Consider the following 17,414-nt stretch of genomic DNA (forward strand, 5'->3'; position numbering starts at 1 on the left):
CGGGGCGCACCCGTGGCCGGAGGCCCTGGCGGACAGATCTACTCGTTCGGGACGACCGGGTAGCGCGGCGTGCCCTCGGCCATCTGGCGCAGGGCGTCCTTGCGGTCGCGCTTCGACAGGCGGTCGATGTACAGGTAGCCGTACAGGTGGTCCGTCTCGTGCTGGAGGCAGCGGGCGAAGTAGCCCGTGCCGCGCACCTTGATCGGGTTGCCCTTCACGTCCTGGCCGCGCACGACCGCGTAGTCGGGGCGGGCCAGCGAGGCGTACGCGGTGGGGACGGACAGGCAGCCCTCGTTGGAGTCGTCCAGGACGCGCCGCTCCGGGGGCAGCTCCTCCAGGACCGGGTTGCACACGACGCCGACGTGGCGCACGCCCTCGTCGTCGGGGCAGTCGTAGACGAAGACCTTCAGGTCCACGCCGATCTGGTTGGCGGCGAGGCCGACGCCCTCGGCGGTGCGCTGGCTGGCGAACATGTCGTCCACGAGCCGGGCCAGCTCGTCGTCGAACGCGGTGACGTCCTTGCACTCCTTGTGCAGCACGGGGTTGCCGACGACCGTGATCGGACGCGACGTGCCACGCTCGCGGTACGCCCGCTCGCGCTCCTCGCAGTCCTCCGTGTCCACGATGAAGCCCTCGTCGTCCACGGGGAGGGCGTCGTAGCCCTGCTGGTCCGTCTCCTGCTGCGCCATGTCCGGTTTCGCGCCTTCCCTGAAGTACCCGTTGCGATGTGCCCGTACAGCCTACGGGCCCGGTGCGGCGGGCCTCAGCAGACTTCCTCCAGATCCCGCCACTCCCGGCTGTCCGGGCTGTCGGCGACCCACCCGTCCAGCAGGCCCCGTACGAGCCCGGCGGGCGCGGCGATCCCGCACTCCCGCTCCGGCACCCACAGGTCGCCCGCGGTGCGGTGGCCGAGCGGGCCGGGGTGGCCGGGCTCGCTGTGGTCGTGCGGGTCCAGGTGCTCGCCGTCGCCCTCGGCGCTCGGCATCCGCGACTCGGAGCAGGTGCGGCACAGCAGCCGTACGGACGACGACCAGTCCTCGGCGGCGAACCCGGCGTCGGCGGCCAGCCGCTCCAGGGCGTCCCGGTCGGCCTCGGTCGCGGCCTCCAGGAGGACCACCCAGGTCGGTACGGGCGACGGCGCCCACAGCTCGATCTCGTCGAACACGGGGAAGCTGTGGCCCGAGGCGGTGGTCCGCTCGCCGTTGGGCACCCCGTCGTGGAGGACGACCTCGCCCCAGCGGCGCCCGGACGACGGCAGCGGAATCGACAGCACCTCGATGCGCGCCGGGTCGAGCCTGCGGCCCCACACGACCTCCGCCTCGCCCTCCGGCGACAGCCGCACGGCGGCGCTGCCCAGCTCCATGCCGACCGGCTCCCCGCCCGGGGCGTCCCCCGAGGGGACCTTCAGCCCGTACGCCTGCCAGGCGCGGCGGGCCAGCGGCCAGTCCTGGAGGGCCGTCGCGGCGATGCCGACGTTCCACCAGTCGGGCGCCCCGGTCTCCTTGTCCAGCAGGGCGACCGCGCGGAGCCCGGCCGCGCGGGCCTGCTCCCAGTCGTGCCGGAACTTGTGCAGCAGCGCCAGGTTGAACCAGGACTCGGAGAGCCAGGGCTCCAGATCGGCTGCGCGCGTCAGGAGCGCCCCCGCGTCCTCGTACCGCCCGTCCCCGATCAGCGTGAACGCGCGGTCGGTGGCCTGCCGCCACGAGGCGGAGGGCCGATGCCGTACCTTCCCGAAGATCCTCACGATTCCCGCCTGCCGGTCGCTGAAGGTCACTGCCCCCGGACACCCTCTCGTTGGCATCCAACCATGCCCGGTCGCACGCCCGCTCATTACCCATGGGTTACCCCGGCACCGGCCCCTCGACGCCGCCGCGGGCGACGACCCCGACGAGGGATTCCACCACGGCCGGGTGGTAGTCCCGGGCGGTCCCGAGGCGGAGGTGCTCCAGCGCCCGGAGGGCCCCCTGGGCGGTTTCCCCGGACAGGTCGTCGTACGCGTTGGCCGCCCGGACGATCCGCGCGGCGAGCGGCTGCTCCCGGTACGGGTCGGCCTGCCGCTCCACGACCACGGCGACGGCCGGGGGCACACCGGTCTGGCGGACGACGGCGCCGCCGAGCAGGGCGATACGGCGCTGCTCGGCGCCCGGCAGGAGCGCGGTGGCGCCCCCGGGGACCGGGTCCACCAGGGACAGCTGCCCGATGTCGTGCATGAGCGCCGCGTACTCCAGGACGGTCAGGTCCTCCCCCGTGAGGCCCAGGTCCCGCCCGACGGCCAGGCTGAGCGCGGCGACCCGGTGCGCGTGGCCCGGCGGGGTGTACCCGGCGACCTCGGTGGCCCTGGCCAGGGAGGCGATGGTCTGCCGGTAGGTGCGGCGGACGGCGGCGCAGCGGCGGAAGGCCAGTTGGGTGAGGAGCAGCGGTACGCACAGCACGGGCAGCGCCCACAGCCCGGCGACGGTCACGGCGAGCGCCAGCACGACGCCGGACGCGCACACGGCGGAGCCGACGCCGGGCAGGTTCCGCAGCCCGTCGCGAAGGAGCGGCCCGTACGGTACGGGGGCGCCGCCCGGCTCCCGGAGGCGGGCGCGCCGGAGGAGGGCGGCCAGGGCGGCGTCGCACAGGGCGGTCAGGGCGAGGACGAGCAGCAGGGCGGCGACGTGCCGGGGGCCGGTCACGGCGTGGAGGGGGCGGGCGCAGACGGCGGCGAACGTGAGGGTGAGCACCCGGCGGGCGACGTGGTCCGGGTCGGGGCCCCGGCCGCGCGCGATGTGCGGGACGGCCCCGGCGAGCGCGCCCGCCACGACGACGGTGACGATCTGGCCGACGCCGTGGGCGCCGGGCAGGAGGGCGTAGGCGAGGGCCCCGGCGGCGCCGAGCGGCGCGGGTTCCCGCTCGGCGGGCGGCCCGGCGAGCCGGCGGGCGAGCACCCCGAGCGCGACGAGCAGGCCGAAGGCGAGGGCGTGACCGGGCCGGTGGACGCCGTCCGCGAGGGTGACGGCGACGCTCCCCGCGACGACCGCCCCGGCGCACGCCCGCACCCATGCCACCGCTGTCGGCACGCTCACCGCTCCCGCGTCGGGGAGTGCCCGCGTACGGCGCCCGGCACGCGTACGGTGCCGGTCCCGCGTACGGTGCCGGTCCCGCGTACCGTGCCGGGCGCGGTCACGGCGGTGGAGCGGGGCGCGTCCGTCCGGTCGTCCGCGCCCCCGTTCGCGCCCCTGTACGCGCCGCTGTCCTCCAGGTCCGCCGGGTCCGCCGGGCAGAAGGGGCAGCCGACGTGCCCGCCCCGCCCGTGCGGGGGCCCGGGCGCCGGGGCGGGCGGGGGCGGGGGCGGGGGCAGCGGTTCGCCGGAGGTGGCGGACGTCTGCCAGCCGTGCCGGGTCAGCGCGGTGGCCAGCGCCTCGACCATCGCGGGGTCGAACTGGCTCCCGGCGCAGCGGGCCAGCTCCGCGAGGGCCGTGGGCACCGGCCGGGCGCGGCTGTACGAGCGGGTGGAGGTCATCGCGTCGAACGCGTCGGCCACCGCGACGACCCGCGCCAGCTCCGGGATCTCGGCGCCCTGGAGGCCGTAGGGGTAGCCCTTGCCGTCGAGGCGCTCGTGGTGGTGGAGGATCGCCGCGCGGGCCTCGCCGAGGAAGCCGATGCCGCGCACCATCTCGTGGCCGTACTCCGGGTGCAGTTCGACGGTCCGCCGCTCCTCGGGGGTGAGCGGCCCGTCCTTGCGGAGCACCCGGGTGGGGACGCCGATCTTGCCCACGTCGTGGAGGGTGCCGGCGAAGCGGAGGACCTCCAGCCGGTCGTCGTCCATGCCGAGTTCCCGGCCGATCATGACAGAGGCGCGGCCGACGCGTTCGCTGTGCCCGCGCGTGTACGTGTCCTTGAGGTCCACGGCCTGGACGAGCGCCCGGATCGTCGCCCGGTGCGCGGCGCGCTCGCGGTGGTACTGGGCGAACACCCAGCAGGTGACGTACATCGGCAGCAGCGCGAGGAGGGCGGCGGGCCGTCCGTACGGGCTGCGCCACAGCACCGCGGCCATCAGCCCGACGAGCCCGTGCACGGCGTGCGCGGCAAGCGACCGGCCGAGCAGGCCGCGCCAGGCGGTGCGCGGCGGCACCCGCTCGGCGGTGGCGAGGACCCCGCCGTCGAGGGCGGTGAGGACGCCGCAGTACGCCAGGACGGCCGCGCCCGCGGGCAGCAGCGCGTACGGCAGGTCGGGCGCCGGGCCCACGGCGGCCGGCCCGTCGAGGAGCGCGGCGGCATGGGCGGCGGCCCACACGGCCAGGGCGAGCTGCCCGGCCCGCCACACGCGCCGGGGCGCGGCGGGGACCCGGTCGCCGACCTGCGAGAGCAGCGCGCCGGGCACGGCGGTGAGCGCGGCGGCGGCAGGCGGCAGCAGCAGCGCGGCGGCGAGGAGGACGGGGAAGGAGCATCCGGCGGGGGCGCCGCCGGATCCGGCGATGATCCTGCTGCCGGCCGGGCACTCGCACAGCGCGTACAGCCCGGCCAGGAGCGCCACGGTGCCCCACGGGGTCGCGGCCGCGGGGCCCAGCGCGGGGAGGGCGCACGCGGCGGCGCCCAGCGCGGCGCAGGCGATGTACGCGCGCGCCGCTCCCGGAATGCCCGCCACGACCCCGCCGCCTTCCGTTCGCCTCCCGTTCGCCCGACCGAGCGCCTGTCCGGCAGGCTAACGAGCGGGTGCGCCGGGGGCGGCGGGACGGAACCGATTAGCACCTTCGGGTGAAAACAGACGCGAAACGGGGCGCTGCCGCGGTGTGTCCCGCGACGGCGCCCCGTCCTTTCGTCATGTGCGCGCGGGTACGCGCGCGTGCCTTGTGCTGTTACTCCTGGGCGGTGGCCGGGACGTCCGGGCCGGGGACGGCCTCCCCGGCGCGGATCATCTCGATCCGCCCCATGACCTTCGCACGCAGGTCGCTCGGTACGTCGTCATGCCCGCAGCACCGCTTGACGAGCTTCTTCACGGCCTGTTCGAGCCCGTACTTCTCCAGGCAGGGCGAGCACTCCTCGAAGTGCGTCTCGAACTTGGTGCAGTCACTGTCGGGCATCTCGCGGTCGAGGAACTCGTAGAGGTGGTCCAGGACCTCCGAGCAGTCCGTCTCGTGCGGCTCTCCGCAGCTCATGAGCCCGAGCCTTTCCGATCGTTCGTGGACTCTCCGGCGCCCGCGGGAACCAGCCCGCGTTCGCGGGCGTAGTCCTCGAGCATGCCGCGCAGCTGGCGGCGCCCACGGTGGAGTCGCGACATCACCGTGCCGATGGGTGTACCCATGATGTCCGCGATCTCCTTGTAGGCAAACCCCTCGACATCGGCCAGATAGACGGCGATGCGGAACTCCTCCGGGATCGCCTGGAGGGCGGCCTTCACATCGGAGTCCGGAAGGTGGTCCAGCGCCTGGGACTCGGCCGACCGCAGACCGGTGGACATGTGCGACTCGGCGCGGGCGAGCTGCCAGTCCTCGATCTCCTCGGCCGCGCTGCGCTGGGGCTCGCGCTGCTTCTTGCGGTACGAGTTGATGAAGGTGTTGGTGAGGATGCGGTACAGCCACGCCTTCAGGTTGGTGCCCTCGCGGAACTGGTGGAACGAGCCGTACGCCTTGGCGAACGTCTCCTGCACCAGGTCCTCGGCGTCCGCCGGGTTGCGCGTCATGCGCAGGGCGGCCGAGTACATCTGGTCGAGGTAGCCGAGGGCGTCCCGTTCGAAGCGCGCGTTGCGCTCGGCGGTCGTCTCCTCGGGGCCTTCGCCGGCCCCCCTGTCGGTCCCAGTGACCGGACCCACCTCCTCCAGCGCCGCGGCGAGACCGAGTGCGGACCCGCTCGAATCGGAGAATAGTCGACCGTCCGCCGACCTTCCCCTTCGATTCCTGTCGCCCGTCGCCCGCCCGGAGCCGGTCGTGGGCCCGGACAGCACCGTCCAGTCCAGCTCAGTGGCGCGCGACCGGTTGGGGCAGATGGTCGAACCCATGCGACGGACTCCCTCTCCTGGCCTGATGTCGTTCACCGACGGTCAGCACAACAGCGGGGCCCGGTCCCCCATTCCCGGTGCGGGCTCCCGGTCCGGTTTCCCGGTCGTACGGGAGTCCGGCGCCGTTACGCCGAAAGGCTCGCGAGCCATTCCGCGACGCCCTCGGTGACGGTCCTCAGGGCGTCCTCCTGGGTGGTGGAGGCCCGCTTGGGCACGGCGAAGGAGTGGTCGGCGAACGGCACCTCCACCACCCGGTGGGCGCCGCGCGGGAACTCGGCGGGCTTCCCGAACGCGTCGTTGCCGCCCTGGACGACGAGCGTGGGCAGGCCGCCGCCCAGCAGTTCGTCGGCGCGGGACTTCTCGGGCCTGCCCGGCGGGTGCAGCGGGAACGCCAGGGCGAGCACCGCGTGCGCCTCCAGGTCGCGGGCGGTGCGGCAGGCGACGCGGGCCCCGGCGCTGCGGCCTCCGGCGACCACGGGCAGGCCGGGCGCGCGCAGGGCGGGCCACAGGTCGCGCCAGGCGGCGTCGAGGGTCTTCGGGGCGGGCGCCAGCTTCTTCCCGGCGACCCGCCAGGGCTGTTCGACGAGGGCGACGGTGGCCGCGGCGGCGTCCGGCAGGTGCGCGGCGAGGGCCTGGAGGTCGCGGGCCTCGACGCCGCCCCCGGCGCCATGGCCGAGGGCGACGGTGAACCGGGCGGCGGGCCCGGCGTCGTACCAGGTGATCCGGGCGTCGCCGGAGCCGGTGGGGATGGTCTCGGTCTTGGTCACGCGCTTGGTCACGGGGCCATCCTCGCGCGCGGGCCGTCGCTGCGCGCGCACGGCGGCCGGGCACTCAGAAGAGGGTGCTCTCCTCCGGGGCTTCCAGCTCCGTGAGCAGCTCGGGCCCGTTGTTGCGGACGTTGCTGACGGCGGTGGAGACCGGGTACGCGCGCATGAGGCCGCCGGGCGGCGGGGCGAGGAGGGCGCGCAGCTCGTCCACGTCGGTGCGGGCCGGGTCGAGCCAGGCGTCCCAGCGGTCCTCGGTGAGCATCAGCGGCATCCGGGGGTGGATGTCGGCCAGCGAGCCGGGGCCTTCGGCGGGGGCGACACCGAGGGGCTCGCGCTCGGCCCCGGTGGTGATCACCGAGCAGGTGGCCCACCATGCGGCGGGGTGGTCCGGCGGCAGCGTCGGGTCGCGCCAGAACTCGTACAGCCCGGCCATCGCGAAGACGGAGCCGTCGGCGGGGGTGACGAAGTACGGCTGCTTGCGGGGCCGCTTCTTCTTGCCCTCGACCTCCAGGCGCCGCTCGTCGTCGCCGGTGACCCACTCGTAGTAGCCGTCGGCGGGGAGGATGCAGCGGCGGGAGGCGAAGGCCCGGCGGAAGGCGGGCTTCTCGTGGACGGTCTCGGCCCGCGCGTTGATCATCCGCGCTGCGCCCTCGGGGGTCTTCGCCCAGGACGGCACGAGTCCCCACTTCAGGGCGCGCAGCTGGCGAACCGGGCGGGGCGCGGCGGCGTCCTTCAAGGGACGGTCGAGTACCGCGTACACCTCTTTGGTCGGGGCGATGTTCCAGTCGGGCTCCAGAGTCTCCTCTGGCTCCCACTTCTCTATGCCGAAGATCCCGGCGAGGTCCTCGGGCTTTCGACTGGCCGCGTAACGTCCGCACATACTGCCCACCCTGCCATGTCCCCGAGTCGTACCAGGAGCCGTTCGCGAGATGGCCACCACGAAGATCCTCAACGATGTCCTGGGCACCCAGCCCGCGCCCGAGCTGTGGCTGGTGGTCGTGACCGCAGTGGCGGCGCTGCTGGTGACGGTGCCGGGGGCCCTGTGGCGGACGGCGCGGAACGCGGTGACCATCGCCCACGAGGGCGGCCACGGCCTGGTGGCGCTGCTGACCGGGCGGCGCCTCGAGGCTATCCGGCTGCACTCGGACACGAGCGGGCTGACCGTCAGCCGGGGCAGGCCGGCCGGGCTCGGCATGATCCTGACGGCCGCCGCCGGCTACACGGCGCCCTCGCTGCTGGGCCTGGGCGGGGCGTGGCTGCTGGCGGCGGACCGGATCACGCTGCTGCTGTGGGTGGCGACGGCACTGCTGATCGCGATGCTGCTGATGGTCCGCAACGCGTACGGGGTGCTGACGGTCCTGGTCACGGGCGGGGCGTTCCTGCTCGTGTCGTGGCTGACGGAGCCGGAGGTGCAGGCGGCGTTCGCGTACGCGGCGGTGTGGTTCCTGCTGCTGGGCGGGGTGCGGCCGGTGTTCGAGCTCCAGGCGAAGCGGCGGCGCGGGGAGGCGGCGGACTCCGACGCGGACCAGCTGGCCCGGCTGACGCACGCCCCGGCGGCCGTGTGGGTGTTCCTCTTCCACGCCGTGTCGCTGTCCTCGCTGATCGGCGGGGGCCGCTGGCTGCTCGGTCTGTGACCTGCCCGGCCCACTAAAGTGAAGGGCATGACCGATACCCCCGCGCACCTTGACCTCTGGCCCGCCCCGTACGCGAGCGGCGCGGTCGACGCGACCGTTTCCGTGCCCGGTTCCAAGTCGGTCACGAACCGCGCCCTGGTACTGGCCGCCCTCGCCTCCGAGCCGGGCTGGCTGCGCCGCCCGCTGAGGTCGCGGGACACGCTGCTGATGGCGGAGGCGCTGCGCGCGCTGGGCGTCGGCATCGAGGAGACCGTGTCGTCCAGCTCGACCGCGGCGGGCGCCCCGGACGGGCGCGGCGAGGCGTGGCGGGTCATCCCGGCGGGGCTGCACGGTCCGGCGTCGGTGGACGTGGGCAACGCGGGCACGGTCATGCGTTTCCTGCCCCCGGTGGCGACGCTGGCGGACGGCCCGGTCCACTTCGACGGCGACGCCCGATCGTACGAGCGTCCGCTGCACGGCGTGATCGACGCGCTGCGCGTGCTGGGCGCCCGGATCGACGACGAAGGGCGGGGCGCGCTGCCGATGACGGTGCGCGGCGGGGGCGCCCTGGACGGCGGCAAGGTGGACATCGACGCCTCGTCGTCGTCGCAGTTCGTCAGCGCGCTGCTGCTGTCGGCGCCGCGCTTCAACCAGGGCGTGGAGGTACGGCACACGGGGCCCCGGCTGCCGTCGATGCCGCACATCCGGATGACCGTGGACATGCTGCGCGCGGTGGGCGCGCAGGTGGACGAGCCGGAGACGGGCGGCGAGCCCAACGTGTGGCGGGTGTCCCCGTCGGCGCTGCTCGGCCGTGACCTGGTGATCGAGCCCGACCTGTCGAACGCGCAGCCGTTCCTGGCGGCGGCGCTGGTGACGGGCGGCCGCGTCACGATCCCCGACTGGCCCGCGCGGACGACGCAGCCGGGCGACGCGCTGCGGGAGATCTTCACCGAGATGGGTGGTTCCTGCGAGCTGACGGACGCCGGTCTCACGTTCACCGGTTCGGGTCGGATCCACGGCATCGATGTGGACCTCGGCGAGGTGGGCGAGCTGACCCCCGGCATCGCGGCCGTCGCGGCGCTCGCGGACTCCCCCTCGACGCTGCGCGGGGTGGCGCATCTGCGCCTCCACGAGACCGACCGGCTGGCGGCGCTCACCAAGGAGATCAACGGTCTGGGCGGCGATGTGACGGAGACCGAGGACGGTCTCCACATCCGCCCCCGCCCGCTGCGCGGCGGGATCTTCCACACGTACGACGACCACCGGATGGCGACGGCGGGCGCGCTGCTCGGCCTCGCCGTCGAGGGCGTCCGCGTCGAGAACGTGGCGACGACCGCCAAGACCCTGCCCGACTTCCCCCAGATGTGGACCGAAATGCTCGCGATCGAGGCCTGAACGACATGCGCCGCTACGGCAAGAACGCCGACGAGGACGACGTACGCGTCCGTCCCAACCGCAAGGGGAACCGCCCCCGCACCAGCATCCGCCCCAAGCACGAGGACGCCGCGGAGGGCATGGTCCTCACCGTGGACCGCGGCCGGATCACCTGCCTCGTCGAGGACCGCACGGTCATGGCGATGAAGGCCAGGGAGCTGGGCCGCAAGGCGGCGGTGGTCGGCGACCGGGTGTCCCTCGTCGGCGACCTGTCGGGGAACAAGGACACGCTGGCCCGGATCGTGCGGATCGGTGAGCGGGCGTCGGTGCTGCGGCGCACGGCCGACGACGACGACCCGTACGAGCGGGTGGTGGTGGCCAACGCCGACCAGCTGGCCATCGTGACGGCCCTCGCGGACCCCGAGCCCCGGCCGCGCCTGATCGACCGGTGCCTGGTCGCGGCGTTCGACGGCGGCCTCGAACCGCTGCTGGTGCTGACCAAGTCGGACCTGGCGCCGCCCGAGAAGGTGCTGGCGCTGTACGGCGCGCTGGACATCCCGTACGTGGTGACCAACCGTGACGAGCTGTACGACGGGGGCGCGGCCGACCGGGTACGGGAGTACCTGGCGGGCCGGACGACGGCGTTCGTGGGGCACTCGGGCGTGGGCAAGACGACGCTGGTCAACGCCCTGGTGCCGGAGGAGCGGCGGCGTTCGACGGGCCTTGTGAACGCGGTGACGGGGCGCGGGCGGCACACGACGACATCGGCGCTGGCGCTGCCGCTGGCGGGCGCGGGGGGAGGCTGGGTGATCGACACGCCGGGCGTGCGGTCGTTCGGGCTGAACCACGTGGACCCGTCCCGGGTGATCCACGCGTTCCCCGACCTGGAGCCGGGCACGGAGGGCTGTCCGCGCGCGTGCAGCCACGACGAGCCGGACTGCGCGCTGGACACATGGGTCGAGGAGGGGCACGCGGACAAGGCGCGGCTCTACTCGCTGCGGCGGCTGCTGGCCACGCGGGAGCGACGCGAGGGAGACTGATAAGTCCGATTTGACCGGGCTTGAGGCTGGTGCGGGCATAATGCACCGGACGCGGCGCGCAGGGGCGGCCCGGTCACCTGCCGGTGGCGATGGCGTGGGAGGCACGGACGATGGCGTGGCTGTTGGTGGTGGTCGCCGGCCTTCTGGAGACGGGCTTCGCGGTCTGTCTGAAGCTGTCGCACGGCTTCACGCGGCTGTGGCCGACGGTGGCTTTCGCGGCGTTCGCGCTGGGCAGCTTCGGGCTGCTGACCCTGTCGCTGCGGAAGCTGGACATCGGCCCCGCGTACGCGGTGTGGACCGGGATCGGCGCGGCGGGCACGGCGATCTACGGAATGGTGTTCCTCGGGGACCTGGTCTCCACGCTGAAGATCGTCTCGATCACGCTGGTGATCGTGGGCGTGATCGGGCTCCAGCTTTCCGGCTCCTCGCACTGAGCGCACCCCCGCCGGGCCGCGGGGCCCCCGCCCACCGGGCCGCGTGCTCGTCGGCCCCGTGCACGCCGGGCGCGCCCCCTCGGCCCGCCGCGCGCGGGGATAGAGTCGGCCGCATGGCCGATTACCACGATGACCTGCGCCTCGCCCATGTACTCGCGGACGCCGCCGACGCCGCCACGACGGACCGGTTCAAGGCCCTGGACCTCAAGGTCGAGACGAAGCCCGACATGACGCCGGTGAGCGAGGCGGACCGGGCAGCCGAGGAGCTGATCCGCGGCCACCTCCAGCGGGCGCGGCCGCGCGACGCGATCCTCGGCGAGGAGTACGGCGTGGAGGGCACCGGCCCGCGCCGCTGGGTGATCGACCCGATCGACGGCACCAAGAACTACGTGCGGGGCGTGCCCGTGTGGGCGACGCTGATCGCGCTGATGGAGGCGGGCGAGGGCGGCTACCAGCCGGTGGTCGGCGTCGTGTCGGCCCCGGCGCTGGGCCGCCGCTGGTGGGCGGCGAAGGGCCTGGGCGCGTACACCGGACGCAGCCTCACCTCCGCGTCGCGCATCCAGGTGTCGAAGGTGGCGAAGCTGTCGGACGCGTCGTTCGCGTACTCGTCGCTGACCGGCTGGGAGGAGCGGGGCCGCCTGGACGGCTTCCTGGACCTGTCGCGGGCGTGCTGGCGTACGCGCGCGTACGGCGACTTCTGGCCGTACATGATGGTCGCGGAGGGTTCGGTGGACATCTGCGCCGAGCCCGAGCTGTCGCTGTGGGACATGGCGGCGACCGCGATCGTGGTCCAGGAGGCGGGCGGTACGTTCACCGGGCTCGACGGCCGGGAGGGCCCGCACAGCGGCAACGCGGCGGCGTCCAACGGGCTGCTCCACAAGGAGCTGCTGGAGTACCTGGGCGCGCGGGACTGAGGCCCCGGGCGGACAGCCGGGCCACGCGTACGGAGCCGGGACCCCGTCAAGGGACCGCCCGCGGGGACCACCCGCGCGGCCCCTTGCCGGGGTCCCCTGCCGCTGCCACTCTGAGACTCCCCCCGCTTGTGCGCTTGTGAACGACTTCTCGAAGTCGTTCACCAAGGAGGTGGCACCCCCATGCTCGTCCGCGACGCCATGAGTTCCCTGGTCCTCACCATCGGCCCCGCCCACACGCTGCGACAGGCGGCGACGCTGATGTCGGCGCGCCGCGTCGGCTCCGCCGTCGTCCTCGACCCCGACGCGCACCACCTCGGCATCCTCACCGAGCGCGACATCCTCAACTCCCTGGGCGCCGGGCAGGACCCGGACCTGGAGACCGCCGGGGCCCACACGACCACGGACGTGGTGTTCGCGGCGCCGGACTGGACGCTGGAGGAGGCGGCCGAGGCGATGGCCCACGGCGGCTTCCGGCACCTGATCGTCCTCGACGGGCGCGGTCCGGTCGGGGTCGTGTCCGTACGCGACGTGCTGCGCTGCTGGGCCCCGGCCCGTCGGCGCACGGCCGCGGCCGCCGCGGCCCCCGCGGCCGGCTGATCCCGGCACCCGTCCGGTTCGTACGACGGCCGGGCGGGAACGCCGGAGGGCCGGCTCCCCCACAGGGAGCCGGCCCTCGGTCAACGACAAGCGGTCCAGTGCTGTCAGCCGCGCAGGGCCTGGACCGCGGCCTCCAGCCGCTTGCCGAAGTCTCCGTCGGCCTGACGGAAGTTGTTGATCGCGCGATCGACGATGTCCTCGCGCGACACCTGGGAGATCGAGCCGGCCAGGTTCTCGATCAGGCGGTTCTTCTCGTCCTCCGTCATCAGCCGGTAGAGGTTCCCGGCCTGGACGAAGTCGTTGTCCTCGGCGTGGACGGGCGCCGCGTGGTCGCCGGTCACGCCGGTCACCGGGACCGGCTGCCACAGCGGGCGGTCGGTCTGGTGCGGGCCGCCGAAGCTGTTCGGCTCGTAGTTCTTGGCGCCCTTGTGGCGGCCGTCGTACAGGTAGCCGTCCCGGCTGTTGGTGCGCGCCTCGGTGGCGTGCGGGCGGTTCACCGGCAGGTGGTCGGCGTTGATGCCGACGCGGTAGCGGTGGGCGTCGCCGTACGCGAAGAGGCGGCCCTGGAGCATCTTGTCGGGCGACGGGCCGATGCCGGGCACGAAGTGCGCCGGGGAGAAGATCGACTGCTCGACCTCGGCGAAGACGTTCTCCGGGTTGCGGTTCAGCTCCATCTTGCCGAACCAGTGGATCGGGTAGTCCGCGTGCGGCCACACCTTGGTCAGGTCGAACGGGTTGAAGCGGTACGTCGCGGCGTCGGCGGCCGGCATGATCTGCACGCCCACCGTCCACGACGGGTACTCGCCGCGCTCGATCGACTGACGCAGGTCGCGCTGGTGGGAGTCCGGGTCCTCACCGGCCAGCTTGTTGGCCTCGGCCTGCGTGAGGTTCTTGATGCCCTGGTCGGTCTTGAAGTGGTACTTGACCCAGAAGACCTCGCCGGCCTCGTTGTTCCACTGGAACGTGTGCGAACCGAAGCCGTCCATGTGGCGGTAGCTGGCCGGGATGCCGCGGTCGCCGAACAGCCACGTCACCTGGTGCGTGGACTCCGGCGACAGGCTCCAGAAGTCCCAGACGTTGTCCGCCTCCTGCGAGCCCGTGTACGGGTCGCGCTTCTGGGTGTGGATGAAGTCGGGGAACTTGATGGCGTCCTTGATGAAGAACACCGGGGTGTTGTTGCCGACGAGGTCGTAGTTGCCCTCCTCGGTGTAGAACTTCACCGCGAAACCGCGCGGGTCGCGCACCGCGTCCGCCGCGCCCAGGTTGCCCGCGACGGTCGAGAAGCGCAGGAAGACCTCGGTCTCCTTGCCGATCTCGGAGAGGAAGCGCGCCCGCGTGTACGGCGTCACGTCGGCGGTCACGGTGAACGTGCCGTAGGCGCCGGCGCCGCGCGCGTGGACGACCCGCTCCGGTATGCGCTCGCGGTTGAAGTGGGCGAGCTTCTCCAGCAGGAGCTGGTCCTGGACCAGAACCGGGCCGCCGATGCCCGCGGTCTCGCTGTTCTGGTTGTCGGCGACCGGCGCCCCGGCCTCCGTGGTGAGCGGTCCCTGCGTCACGTGCGCCTCCTGCGTAGCGGCAAAAAGTCCTGTCCCTTGGCCAAAGCCGTTCCCGATCCTACAATGGACATTGTCTAAGTCAAGCCCACATCCAAAGCCACACCCGTTCGGGACTTGGGTCCCCCGCCTGTTAGGCTGAAACGCATGAGTGACCTGTTGGAACGCCTGCGCGGCCGCGGCTGGCGGATGACCGCGCAGCGTCGCGTCGTGGCCGAGGTCCTGGACGGAGACCATGTCCACCTGACCGCCGACGAGGTCCACGCGCGCGCGGCCGAGCGACTGCCCGAGATCTCCCGCGCGACCGTGTACAACACGCTCGGCGAGCTGGTCAGCCTGGGCGAGGTCCTCGAGGTGTCCACGGACCGCCGCGCCAAGCGGTACGACCCGAACGCCCACCGCCCGCACCACCACCTGGTGTGCGCGCGCTGCGGCGCGATCCGCGATGTCCACCCGACGGGCAACCCCTTGTCGGACCTGCCGGACTCGGAGCGCTTCGGCTTCACGATCTCCGACGTGGAGGTCACGTACCGCGGCCTCTGCCCGTCCTGCGCGGGCGCCTGACAGCGGCGTACAACACGACGCACGAAGCCCCCGGCGCGCATCGCGCACCGGGGGCCTCTCGCTGTACGGGCCTTTTCGGCAACCGCCGGAGCGTGGGCGGCGACGGGAGAAACGCCGAAGGCCGGACCCATAGGGCCCGGCCTTCGGTTTCAGTAGCGGGGACAGGATTTGAACCTGCGACCTCTGGGTTATGAGCCCAGCGAGCTACCGAGCTGCTCCACCCCGCGTCGGTGAACACCACCTTACGGGACTGCGTGGACCAGCGCAAATCACTCACTACGCGGTCAGCTCCTGGTGCAGCGCCTCGCTCAGCCGGGCCGCCCGCTCGGCGACCTCCGCCGGACCGAGCTCCACGGCGCGGGCGCACCACCGCCGCCCCTCGGCCAGTTCGCCGCGCCGGGCGGCCAGCAGCGCCAGCCGCAGCGCGGCACGCCCGTGCCCGGCCCGCGCGGCGCGGCTCCACCACAGGGCGGCCTCCCGCTCGTTGCCGTCGCGGGCGAGCAGCAGGCCCAGGTTGAACGCGCCGTTGCGGCTGCCGGCCTCGGCGGCCTCCCGGTACCAGCGGGCGGCCTCCGCCACGTCGCCGCGCGCGGCGGCGAGCATGCCGACCCGCACCTGGGCGCGCCGGTGGCCCTGCTCGGCGGCACGCTCGTACCACTCCTCGCACTCGGTCTTCGGCAGCTGCGGCTGGCCGAGCGTGTGCGGCTCGGGCGGCGGCTGCCGCGCGTCCAGCACGGTGGCGAGCCGGAACGCCGCCTCGGCGCTGCCGCTGCCCGCCGCGCACCGCAGGTGCCGCTCGGCCTCCTCCTCGTCGCCGTCGCGGAGCCGGGCCATGCCGACCTGGAGGGCGGCCTCGGTGTGCCCGGCCGCCGCGGCGCGCTCGTACCAGCTCAGGGCCGTACGGTCGTCGTCGCGGCCCGCGTAGAGGATGCCGAGGTTGAACGCGGCGTCGACGCTGCCCGCCTCGGCGGCCTTGGAGAACCAGGGCTCCGCCCCGTGCGGGTCGCCCGCCTGGAGCAGGAGGATCGCCAGGGCGTTGGCGGCCTCGCGGTGCCCGGCGTAGGCGGCGCGGCGGTACCACTGCTCGGCCTGGGCGGTGCGGCCCTGGGCGGCGAACAGCAGGCCCAGGTTGTAGGCGCCGTTCACGTCCCCGGCGTCCGTGGCGGCCCGGTACCAGCGCTCGGCGGTCTGGTACTCACCGCGCGCGGCATGCAGGGCGCCGAGCGCGTTGGCGGCGTTGCCGTCGCCGTCCTGGGCGGCGCGCAGCCACCACACGGCGGCGCTCTCCTCGTCGCCCGCGTCGCGCAGCAGGAAGCCGAGGGCGCACGCCGCGCGCGGCTCGCCGTCCTTGGCGGCCATCAGGTACCAGCGGCCGGCCTCCTTGACCTCGCCGCGCTTCTCCAGGATGGCGCCGAGGTGCAGCGCGGCCCTGCGGTGGCCGCGCGCGGCGGCCTGGCGGTACCACTGCTCGACGCTGTCGTCCGTGTCGGCGCTCTCGTCCGGCGGCACGGCGTCGCCGGTGACGACCATCCCGGTGAGGGTGTCCGTCGGGTCCTTGGCGGCCTGCCGCTCCAGGGCGCGCGCGAGGCGGTACGCGGCCTCGCGGTGGCCCTGCTCGGCGGCGACGCGCAGCCAGCGCTCGGCGCCCCTGTCGCCGCGGTGCTCCATGAGGTCGGCGAGGGCGTACGCGCCGAGGGCGTGGCCCTGCTCGGCGGACTGGCGCAGCCAGTACTCGGCGGCCGGTTCGTCGCCGCGCTCGCGGTGGTGGCGGCCCAGCGCGTGGGCGGCGGCGGCGGAACCGGCGACGGCGGCGACGCGCCACCAGCCGGCGGCCTCGTCGGGGTAGCCGCGCTGGTGGAGGAGGACACCCAAATTGTTGGCGGCGGCGCGGTCACCCGCGGCGGTGGCGGCGCGCAGATAGGGCTCGGCGCCGTCCAGGTCGCCGCGGCGCAGCAGCATGGCGCCCAGGACGCTCATCGACGCGGTGTCCCCGTCGTCGGCGGCGCTGCGGTGCCGCGCCTCGGTCTCGACGGTGTCGGCGGTGGCCTCCGCGAAGTCCATCGCGGCGTCCATCGCGGCGGCGTTCCATCCCCCCGTGGTCTCCGGTGCGGCGTCGGCGTGGTCGATCGCCTCCGCGGCCCCTCCGGCGTGCTGTCGCTCGAACCGCCCAGTCTCCAACAGCGTCGCCCTGTCCCCCATGCATTCCATCGTCGCACCACCCGCGTCCCGCCTACCCCTGGTATACCGCAGCCAGTGAGGTCACTTCAGCGTTTTGTCGACATGCCCACAGAGAGACAAGTCAAACACGTCGCGCGCCAACTCCCCTAGCCGGACACGGCTTTGGGACGGACGAAACGGAGTCCGCACATGACCAGGGCCCGGATCCCCTGTGAAGGAGATCCGGGCCCTGGTTTTTCAGTAGCGGGGACAGGATTTGAACCTGCGACCTCTGGGTTATGAGCCCAGCGAGCTACCGAGCTGCTCCACCCCGCGCCGTTGTGTTACCAACCGTACCACGGCGCGGGAGGAGCCTCGCGCGGCCCCTCGTCGGGCTCCCCCGCGGGTGCCCTGGCCGGACACC

Annotated in this window: 16 protein-coding genes, 2 tRNA genes and 1 pseudogene; 7 read left to right on the plus strand and 12 right to left on the minus strand. The window is 73.8% G+C overall.

Annotated features, from left to right (window positions below):
* Window positions 1–38 precede the first annotated feature (38 nt).
* From def to J116_RS08350, 8 genes and pseudogenes are all read right to left on the minus strand, one after another.
* Window positions 39–689 carry a peptide deformylase gene (def, locus tag J116_RS08315; RefSeq protein ID WP_023586633.1) on the minus strand — a complete coding sequence of 217 codons (651 nt, stop codon included), beginning with the start codon at window positions 687–689 and terminating at the stop codon, window positions 39–41.
* 74 nt (window positions 690–763) lie between these two features.
* The gene (locus J116_RS08320; protein WP_028963829.1) at window positions 764–1,744 is read right to left on the minus strand and encodes a tetratricopeptide repeat protein; all 981 of its coding nucleotides are present in this window, start codon (window positions 1,742–1,744) and stop codon (window positions 764–766) included.
* Between the two features lie 97 nt (window positions 1,745–1,841).
* A complete protein-coding gene (locus J116_RS08325; RefSeq protein ID WP_028963830.1) occupies window positions 1,842–3,065 on the minus strand; it encodes an HD-GYP domain-containing protein in 1,224 nt (407 codons plus the stop codon).
* 218 nt (window positions 3,066–3,283) lie between these two features.
* Window positions 3,284–4,627: pseudogene (locus J116_RS08330) on the minus strand (HD-GYP domain-containing protein); the annotation flags it as partial.
* Between the two features lie 211 nt (window positions 4,628–4,838).
* Window positions 4,839–5,138 (minus strand): mycothiol system anti-sigma-R factor, encoded by a 300-nt coding sequence (gene rsrA, locus J116_RS08335; RefSeq protein WP_023586637.1) that lies wholly within the window; start codon window positions 5,136–5,138, stop codon window positions 4,839–4,841.
* Window positions 5,135–5,791, minus strand: coding sequence for a sigma-70 family RNA polymerase sigma factor (locus tag J116_RS08340; protein WP_028963831.1), 657 nt, complete (start codon window positions 5,789–5,791; stop codon window positions 5,135–5,137). Before J116_RS08340 ends, rsrA begins: the two co-directional genes overlap by 4 nt.
* A 311-nt stretch (window positions 5,792–6,102) precedes the next feature.
* Window positions 6,103–6,756, minus strand: a complete 654-nt coding sequence (locus J116_RS08345; RefSeq protein WP_023586639.1) for an alpha/beta hydrolase family protein — start codon at window positions 6,754–6,756, stop codon at window positions 6,103–6,105.
* A 52-nt stretch (window positions 6,757–6,808) separates the two neighbouring features.
* Entirely contained in the window at window positions 6,809–7,624 is an 816-nt protein-coding gene (locus J116_RS08350; RefSeq protein WP_023586640.1) for an SOS response-associated peptidase, read from the minus strand.
* A 49-nt stretch (window positions 7,625–7,673) separates the two neighbouring features.
* Between J116_RS08350 and J116_RS08355 the strand changes: the two genes are divergently transcribed.
* From J116_RS08355 to J116_RS08380, 6 genes are all read left to right on the plus strand, one after another.
* Complete coding sequence (locus J116_RS08355; protein ID WP_023586641.1) at window positions 7,674–8,378, plus strand: M50 family metallopeptidase; 705 nt, start codon at window positions 7,674–7,676, stop codon at window positions 8,376–8,378.
* Window positions 8,379–8,405: 27 nt separating this feature from the next.
* Window positions 8,406–9,752, plus strand: coding sequence for a 3-phosphoshikimate 1-carboxyvinyltransferase (gene aroA, locus J116_RS08360; RefSeq protein ID WP_023586642.1), 1,347 nt, complete (start codon window positions 8,406–8,408; stop codon window positions 9,750–9,752).
* Between the two features lie 5 nt (window positions 9,753–9,757).
* Complete coding sequence (rsgA, locus tag J116_RS08365; protein ID WP_023586643.1) at window positions 9,758–10,771, plus strand: ribosome small subunit-dependent GTPase A; 1,014 nt, start codon at window positions 9,758–9,760, stop codon at window positions 10,769–10,771.
* Between the two features lie 110 nt (window positions 10,772–10,881).
* Window positions 10,882–11,205 carry a DMT family transporter gene (locus J116_RS08370; protein ID WP_028963833.1) on the plus strand — a complete coding sequence of 108 codons (324 nt, stop codon included), beginning with the start codon at window positions 10,882–10,884 and terminating at the stop codon, window positions 11,203–11,205.
* A gap of 113 nt (window positions 11,206–11,318) precedes the next feature.
* Window positions 11,319–12,119: a histidinol-phosphatase gene (hisN, locus tag J116_RS08375; protein WP_023586645.1), complete on the plus strand. Its 801-nt coding sequence runs from the start codon at window positions 11,319–11,321 to the stop codon at window positions 12,117–12,119.
* Window positions 12,120–12,299: 180 nt separating this feature from the next.
* On the plus strand, window positions 12,300–12,716 hold the full coding sequence (locus J116_RS08380; protein ID WP_023586646.1) for a CBS domain-containing protein: 417 nt from the start codon (window positions 12,300–12,302) through the stop codon (window positions 12,714–12,716).
* A 104-nt stretch (window positions 12,717–12,820) separates the two neighbouring features.
* On the opposite strand, the gene J116_RS08385 is transcribed toward J116_RS08380, so the two are convergent.
* Window positions 12,821–14,272, minus strand: coding sequence for a catalase (locus tag J116_RS08385; RefSeq protein ID WP_023586647.1), 1,452 nt, complete (start codon window positions 14,270–14,272; stop codon window positions 12,821–12,823).
* 144 nt (window positions 14,273–14,416) lie between these two features.
* Between J116_RS08385 and J116_RS08390 the strand changes: the two genes are divergently transcribed.
* Window positions 14,417–14,833 carry a Fur family transcriptional regulator gene (locus J116_RS08390; RefSeq protein WP_023586648.1) on the plus strand — a complete coding sequence of 139 codons (417 nt, stop codon included), beginning with the start codon at window positions 14,417–14,419 and terminating at the stop codon, window positions 14,831–14,833.
* Window positions 14,834–14,986: 153 nt separating this feature from the next.
* Here J116_RS08390 and J116_RS08395 read toward each other — a convergent pair.
* From J116_RS08395 to J116_RS08405, 3 genes are all read right to left on the minus strand, one after another.
* A tRNA-Met gene (locus tag J116_RS08395) sits at window positions 14,987–15,060 on the minus strand.
* 49 nt (window positions 15,061–15,109) lie between these two features.
* Window positions 15,110–17,041, minus strand: a complete 1,932-nt coding sequence (locus J116_RS08400; protein WP_028963834.1) for a tetratricopeptide repeat protein — start codon at window positions 17,039–17,041, stop codon at window positions 15,110–15,112.
* A gap of 211 nt (window positions 17,042–17,252) precedes the next feature.
* A tRNA-Met gene (locus tag J116_RS08405) sits at window positions 17,253–17,326 on the minus strand.
* Window positions 17,327–17,414: the final 88 nt, after the last annotated feature.

It is taken from the genome of Streptomyces thermolilacinus SPC6 (assembly GCF_000478605.2).
In the GTDB taxonomy this organism is placed as follows: domain Bacteria; phylum Actinomycetota; class Actinomycetes; order Streptomycetales; family Streptomycetaceae; genus Streptomyces; species Streptomyces thermolilacinus.